The sequence below is a fragment of the Pseudodesulfovibrio pelocollis genome, assembly GCF_030282845.1.
In the GTDB taxonomy this organism is placed as follows: domain Bacteria; phylum Desulfobacterota; class Desulfovibrionia; order Desulfovibrionales; family Desulfovibrionaceae; genus Pseudodesulfovibrio; species Pseudodesulfovibrio pelocollis.
In genome coordinates this window covers 21,054-28,468 of record NZ_JASTWE010000043.1, presented here as the reverse complement: position 1 = coordinate 28,468, position 7,415 = coordinate 21,054, and the positions used below count along the sequence as shown (strand labels likewise).

At 65.7% G+C, this 7,415-nt stretch carries 4 protein-coding genes; all 4 read left to right on the top strand.

The window, feature by feature from the left end; all coding sequences use genetic code 11:
* The first annotated feature begins 282 nt into the window (after positions 1-282).
* The 4 genes from QQS14_RS13520 (at position 283) to QQS14_RS13505 (ending at position 7,350) form a co-directional block, all read left to right on the top strand.
* Positions 283-1,518, top strand: coding sequence for an HD domain-containing phosphohydrolase (locus QQS14_RS13520; RefSeq protein WP_285907538.1), 1,236 nt, complete (start codon positions 283-285; stop codon positions 1,516-1,518).
* Positions 1,515-2,435: a hypothetical protein gene (locus tag QQS14_RS13515; protein WP_285907537.1), complete on the top strand. Its 921-nt coding sequence runs from the start codon at positions 1,515-1,517 to the stop codon at positions 2,433-2,435. The genes QQS14_RS13520 and QQS14_RS13515 overlap by 4 nt, the downstream gene beginning before the upstream one ends.
* A 59-nt stretch (positions 2,436-2,494) precedes the next feature.
* Positions 2,495-3,703 carry an EAL and HDOD domain-containing protein gene (locus QQS14_RS13510; protein WP_285907536.1) on the top strand — a complete coding sequence of 403 codons (1,209 nt, stop codon included), beginning with the start codon at positions 2,495-2,497 and terminating at the stop codon, positions 3,701-3,703.
* 119 nt (positions 3,704-3,822) lie between these two features.
* Positions 3,823-7,350 carry a PAS domain S-box protein gene (locus QQS14_RS13505; RefSeq protein ID WP_285907535.1) on the top strand — a complete coding sequence of 1,176 codons (3,528 nt, stop codon included), beginning with the start codon at positions 3,823-3,825 and terminating at the stop codon, positions 7,348-7,350.
* Positions 7,351-7,415: the final 65 nt, after the last annotated feature.

The following is a 7,415-nucleotide window of genomic DNA, read 5'->3' as shown; positions in this document are numbered from 1 at the left end:
AACAGAACAATGGCTCGTTGACCAGCGCACAGACATTCACCCCCCGCGGTTTGCAGCTGGAAAAACGGCGGACGGCCTGGGGCGGGGGGTGCGGTCCCGCCCGTTTTTTCGGCTGCAAACCGCAACCCTGGGGTCCAGGGCAGCACCCTGGCCCCCCCTCTTTCCCTGAAGGAGCCGTCAGAGGCCGCCCCGTGAAAAGCCTCCCCGGTCCAGGGACTGCAAACACATTGATTTTTCATGGGCCATGGGCGATAGAGGGCTATGAAGCAGAGGTGATGCCCCATGTCCGATACCCGGTTTACATGCGCCGACAGCGCGGTCCTGACCATCCTCAAGACCAGCGAGGAGGTCAACCAGCTCAAGGACGTCGATACCATTCTCGACAAGATCCTCTATGAGTCCAGGCGGTTCGCCAATGCGGACGCAGGCTCGATCTTTCTGGTCGAGAAGGACAGCCTCATCTTCAGCTACGTGCAGAACGACACCCTGTTCAAGGGCGAGTCGGCCAACGCGGCCCTGTATCAGAACTTCGCCATTCCCATCAGCGAACAGTCCATCGTGGGCTATGCGGCCAAGACCCGCTCCAACCTAGCCATTGACGACGCCTACGCCCTGGACCCGACTCTGCCCTTTGCCTTCAACAAGTCCTTTGACCAGAAGTCCGGCTACCGGACCACGAGCATGCTGACCATCCCGCTCATCGCCCAGGAAAGCCGGCTGGTGGGCGTCATGCAGCTGATCAACGCCCGTAGCGAGTCGGGCGCGGTGGAGCCTTTTTCAGCCGAGGCCCAGACCTATATCCCGCTGTTCTGCAACAACGCGGCCGTGGCCATCGAGCGCGGCATCATGAACCGCGAGCTGATCCTGCGCATGATGCAGATGGCCGAGCTGCGCGACCCCACCGAGACCGGGGCGCACGTCCAGCGCGTGGGTGCCTATTGCGCCGAAATCTACGGCACCTGGGCCGCGCGGCGCAAGCACTCGGCCAAGGACATCAAGCGCATCCGCGACAACCTGCGGCTGGCGGCCATGCTCCACGACGTGGGCAAGGTGGGCATCTCGGACAACATCCTCAAGAAGCCGGGCAAGCTCACGGACGAGGAGTTCGAGGCGGTCAAGTGGCACACGGTCTACGGGGCCCGGCTGTTCAGGAACCAGACCTCGGGCCTGGACGCCATGAGCAGCGACATCGCCCGCTGCCATCACGAGAAATGGGCCGGGGGCGGCTATCCCGGCACTGTCGCGCCTGACCTCTGGTCGCCCGAGGCGCGCATGGGTCAATCCCTGAGCGGCGAGGCCATCCCCCTGGCCGCCCGCATCTGCGCCGTGGCCGACGTGTACGACGCCCTGGCCTCGCCCCGGTCATACAAGGACCCCTTCCCGGATGAGAAGTGTCTGTCCATCCTCGAAAAGGACGCAGGCACCCACTTCGACCCCGAGATCGTTGAGATATTCGTGGAGATATTCGACGTCATCAAGGCCATCCGCGACAAGTTCAAGGAGACCCCGCACCCATGATCGCCCCCAACGCGCCCACGGGCGGAAAGCCCGCCAAGCTCTACGACATGGTGGACCCGGCCGACGCCGAATGCGTGCTGCGCGAGGCCGAGGCGTGCCTGCGCGAGTTCTTCCCCGAGTACGACCCCTCGCTGCTGCGCCGTGCCTTTGCCGATGTGCAGCGCCTCTTTCTCGGGCAGTACCCGGGCTACAGGGCGAGCAACACCAAATATCACGACTTCGAGCACACTTGTTCCGTGGTCCTGGCCCAGACCCGGCTCATTCACGGGGCCATGAGCGAGGGCGTCGTCTTTGCCGAGATCGATGCGGTCAAGGGACTGCTGGCCAGCCTGTATCACGATGTGGGCCTGATCCAGTCCGAGGACGACACCCTGGGCACCGGTGCCAAATACACCGTGGGCCACGAGGAGCGCTCCATCCAGTTCATGCGCCAGAACCTGGAAGGCTCCCTGCCCGACGACGACATCGAGGACATGGCCGACTGCATCCGCTGCACCATCCTGGCCATGCCCCCGGCGCGCATCGCCTTCCGCTCGGACGCCATGCGGCTCATGGGCTGGTTCCTGGGCAGCGCCGATCTGCTGGCCCAGATCGCGGACCGCTATTACCTTGAAAAGCTCCTCCTGCTCTTCGAGGAGTTCAAGGAAGCCAGGCTCCCCGGCTACGACACCGCCTTCGACCTGCTGGTCAAGACCCGCGGTTTCTACCAGGACGTGGCCCGCAAGCGGCTGGACAACGACCTGGGCCGGGTGGACCGCTACATGCGCGCCTATTTCAAGCACCGCTTCGACGTGGACCGCGACTTCTACGCCGAGGCCATCCACCGCAACCTGGACTATCTCGACACCATCGTCAGCACCTGCCGCGAGGACATCGAGTGCTTCATGCACGGCCTGCGGCGAAGCGACCCCCTGTAGCCCGTCCACAAGGAGCGTCACCATGGTCGAAGAGGGGGCTTGCTTACGAATCGGTGTTCGTGGCTCGCCAGCCCGTGTTCGAGGCCGACGAGACCATCTGGGGCTACGAGCTGCTCTTTCGCGCCGGGCTGGAGAATCTGGCAGAGGTGTCGGACGACTCCCAGGCCACCTCGTCGGTCATTGCCGACGGCATGACCATGGCCATGGAGGGCGTGGCCGAGTCCGCCCGGTTCCTGATCAACTTCCCGGAGCGGATGCTTCTCGATGGGGCGGGCTTTGCCCTGCCGCCCGAACGGTGCGTGGTGGAGGTGCTGGAGAACGTCGCCCCCTCGCGGGAGGTGCTCCACGCCGTGCGCAAACTCAAGGACGCAGGCTACGCCATCGCCGTGGACGACTACTTCGGCCAGCCCGAGTTGCGCCCCTTCCTGGAGCTGGCGGACATCCTCAAGATCGACATCCTTGCCCTGGACGGCGATCCGGCCAGCATCAGGCAGGCCCTGGACGGCGTGTCCGGGCACGGCTTCCGGCTGCTGGCCGAAAAGGTGGAGGACGACGCCACCTTTCGCGCCCTGGCGGACATGGGTTTTTCCCTGTTCCAGGGCTTCTTTTTCAGCCGTCCCCTGGTTCTTTCCGGCCGCAAGCTTTCAGTGCTCGAGACCACCCGGCTCCAGCTCCTGGCCGAATTGTCCGGCATCGACTTCGAGCCGCGGCGGCTGGGCCAGATTCTCGAATCCGACCCCAACCTGAGCTACCGTCTCTTCCGCTACATCAACTCCGCCGGGTTCGGCCTGCGCGAGAAGGTCACCTCGCTCAAGCGGGCCATCGACATGATGGGCATGGTCCAGGCCCGGCAGTGGCTCAGCGCGGTCATCCTGGCCGACATGAACCCCACGCCCAAGGCGGGCGAGCTGGCGGTCATGGCCGTGCAGCGGGCCAGGTTTCTGGAGGAGCTGTGTGTCGAGACCGGCCAGAAGGTCTGTCGGCCCGACGCCGTGTTCCTTTCCGGCCTCTTCTCCCTGCTCGATGCCATGCTCGGGGTGCGCATGGGCGACATCCTGCCCGGTCTGCCCCTGGACGAGGAGATCGTCAAGGGGCTCAACGGCCAGGGCGAGATTCACGACCTGCTCTCCCTGGCCCACAGCTACGAGCGCGGCCACTGGGCCGACACCTCGCGCCGCATCGGCCGCCTGGGTCTTGCCACCAGCCAGGTTGACCGCCTCTACGCCCGGTCCCGCAACTGGGCCCAAAAGGTGGTCGGCGGCGGATAGTGGGGCGAGTGCCGCGCCGCGAGGGCAAAGGGTGCTTGTCCGGCGGGGTTCCGGGGCCACCCTTCCTTTCGCGGCGCGCATTTGATAGTGATGGATCAACCACGATACGGGATGGTCCAATGAATCGCCTTGTCCGACTCCTCGCCGCCAGTCTGGCCGTCCTCCTGCTCCTGGCCGGGCACGCCCGGGCGGCCGATGCCCAGGCCAAGCGCAAGCAGATCCTGCTGCTCAACTCCTATCATCAGAACTTCCAGTGGAACGAGAGCATCTTCCGGGGCCTGACCGACGTGCTCAGGCCCAAGGAGACGGGCATCATCCTGCACGTGGAGAACATGGACACCAAGCGGGTCGAGTTCACCGACCACTCGGCCCAGCAACTGCGCGACGTCATTGCCCACAAGTACCGGGGCACGCCCCTTGACCTGATCATGGTCACGGACAACAACGCCTTTGACTTCATCCGCGCCCATCACCAGGCGCTTTTTCCCGACGTGCCGGTGGTCTTTTGCGGGGTCAATTTCTTCGGGGAGGAGCAGATCGCGGACCACCCCCTGTTCACGGGCGTGGCCGAGACCCTGGACATCCAGGGCACCCTGTGGTGGGCGCTCAACCAGCACCCGGGCACCGCCTCGGTCCACATCTTCAGCGACGACACCCCCTCGGGCCGGGCCATAGCCAGTGCCATCCGCACCGGTCTCGCCACCTTTGCGCCCGAGGTCGCCCTGCGCACCGTGGAGGGGACCGACCTGGACGAAATGATCGACAGGGCGGCACGGCTGCCAAAAAATGCGCTCATCCTCTATGGTGTCTATTTCCGCTCGCCCGACGGCCGGTTCCACGACACGGGCGAGGTGCTGCGAGCAATCGCCTCGCGGGCCAGCGTGCCGGTCTACGGCCTTTATGACTTCGACCTGGGCCACGGCATCGTAGGCGGCATGCTCGTTTCGGGCTACGCCCAGGGGCAGGCCATGGCCCAGATATCCCTGCACGTGCTGGCCGGGCGACACCCCAGGGACATCCCGGTCATCCGCGAGAGCGCGCCCCGACCCATGTTCGACTACGAGCAGCTCAGAAAACACCGCATCCGCATGGACGCGCTGCCCGACGACAGCGAGATCGTCAACCGGCCGCGCTCCTTCTATTCCGAGCATTCCGACCTGCTCTGGATCGGCGTGGTCTTCACCATCGTCCAGATGCTGATCATCTTTGCCCTGGCCTTCAACATCATCCGCCGAAAAAGGGCGGAGACCGAGCTGCGGCGCACGCACCAATCCCTGGAAGAGCGTGTGCGCGAGCGCACCGGCGAGGTCAAGGAGACCGTGGAGGCCCTGCGCACGGTCTTCGACGCCTCCCACGACGCCATCTTCATCCACGACGCCACCGGCCGCATCCTGGAAGCCAACGAGCGCATGCTCAAGATGTACGGCCTGACGCGAGACGAAATCCACGACCTTTCCATCGCCCGCGACATCTCAAGCCGCGACAACGCGGTCTACCGCCTCTCGTCCGTCTGGCGGCAGGTCATAAACGGCGAGCCCCAGAACTTCGAGTGGAAGGCGCGCAGACCCCATGACGGGGCCGAATTCGACGTGGAGGTCTACCTCAACCGCATCGTCTTCCACGGCCGGGAGGCGATCCTGGCCAATGTCCGCGACATCACGGTGCGCAAGGAGTCGGAAAACCGCATCCGCCAATCCCTGTCCAAGTTCGAGGCCATCTTCGAGAACTCCCTGATGGGCATCGCCATGTCCAAGGGCCGGACACTGGTGACCATCAACCGGCGCGGGGCCGAGATATTCGGGCGCACCCCTGGCGAGCTGGCAGGCAGCGACCTGACCGGCCTGCTCGACTCGGCCGACACCGTCAACTTCGTGCGCACCGCCCGCGACACCCTGTCGCTCCAAGGCGAGTTCAACGCCGAGCAGGCCTTTCTCGACAGCCAGGGCAACACGGTCTGGTGCCGCATGTACGCCAAGGCCGTGGATCAGGACAGCCTGGGCAAGGGCGTCATCTGGGCCTGGGACGACATCACGGCCCAGCGCCGCGCCCAGGACGAGATAATGCGCGCCCGCGAGGACGCCGAGGCCGCCAACCGCGCCAAAAGCGAATTCCTGGCCGCCATGAGCCACGAGATCAGAACCCCCATGAACGCCATCGTGGGCATGACCGACATCACCCTGCAAACCGACCTGACCCGCGAACAGCGCGACTACCTCGGCACGGTCATGGACTCGGCCCGCCACCTGCTCGGCATCATCAACGACATCCTCGACCTCTCCAGAATCGAGGCCAGAAAACTCAGCCTGGAGCGCACCGACTTCGACCTGCCCTCCCATGTGGCCGCCACCCTCAGAGGGCTTGAGATGCAGGCCAGACAAAAGGGCCTCGACTTCGCCCTGGAGGTGGCCCCTGACGTGCCGCCCTGCGTCAAGGGCGACCCCCTGTCCCTGCGCCAGGTGCTCATGAATCTGGTGGGCAACGCCATCAAGTTCACGCACAAGGGCTCGGTGCGCGTGCGCGTGGCCCCGCACGCCCTGGAACCGGACGCGGCCGACCCGCGCTCCGTTGGCGTCTGTTTCGAGGTCACGGACACGGGCATCGGCATCCCGGACAGCTTCATGGGCTCGATCTTCCAGAGTTTTTCCCAGACCACCCGGGCCTTTGGCGGCACCGGGCTGGGCCTTGCCATCTGCAAGCAGCTTATCGGACTCATGGGCGGGGAAATCACCGTGACCAGCGCCATGGGCCAGGGCAGCACCTTCGCCTTTTTCGTGCGCCTTGAGCCCGGGGTGGCCTGTCCCAGACCGGAAGAGGCCGCGCCCAAGCCGCCCCCGCCGCCCATCCGGCCCCTGCACATCCTGGTGGCCGAGGACAACGAGGTCAACATCATGGTCACCGCCCTGCGCCTTGGCGAGATGGGCCACACCCACACCGTGGCCCGGACCGGCCTCGAAGTGCTCGAACGGCTGCGCCGCGAATCCTTCGACCTCGTGCTCATGGACATCGAAATGCCCGTGCTCGACGGCATCTCGGCCACCAGGGCCATCCGCACCGCCCTGCCCAACGGTCCCATCGACAACCCGGACATTCCCATCATCGGGGTCACGGCCCACGCCCTCAAGGAGTTCAGGGACCGCAGCCTTGAGGCGGGCATGGACGACTATGTCTCCAAGCCGGTGGATTTCCACGAGCTGGCCGTGATCATCAACCGGCTCTCGGCGCGCACTCCCGCCCGGCAACGGCCCCAGGACGCGGCAGCGGACACGGCGGAACGCGAACCAGGGCCGACCCCCGACACAGCGTCTCCACAGGGAGAGGCCCGCGACGAAACCTGGACCCCGACCCCGGCCATGGAGCGGCTGGGCGTGGACGAAACCGTGTTCCAGGGCTTTCTCGACACCGCCGCCGCCGAGCTGGCCGCCCTGGCCGGGGACCTGCGCCGGGCCGTGGAATCCGGCGACATGGTCACGGCCGCCGGGCTGGCCCGCACCGTGGGCTCCATCTGCACCGCCGTGGACGCCACCGGAGCCGCCCGGGTTGCCGAAGAGATCAGGCGCGCCTGCCGCAGCGGCAGCGACCCCGGCCCCAGACTGGACGACCTGGACGGGAGGCTGGCCCGCCTCATCGAGCGCATGGCCGCACGCTAGGCCCGGACCCATTACGCGCTATAACGGGTTTTACACCTTGAGCCGCATGGGCTATGCTTGAGGTA

Excerpts from the sequence above, each read along its gene's own strand:
- QQS14_RS13515 (WP_285907537.1), top strand. The coding sequence starts at position 1,515 with ATGATCGCCCCCAACGCGCCCACGGGCGGAAAGCCCGCCAAGCTCTAC.
- QQS14_RS13505 (WP_285907535.1), top strand. The coding sequence starts at position 3,823 with ATGAATCGCCTTGTCCGACTCCTCGCCGCCAGTCTGGCCGTCCTCCTG.
- QQS14_RS13520 (WP_285907538.1), top strand. The coding sequence starts at position 283 with ATGTCCGATACCCGGTTTACATGCGCCGACAGCGCGGTCCTGACCATC.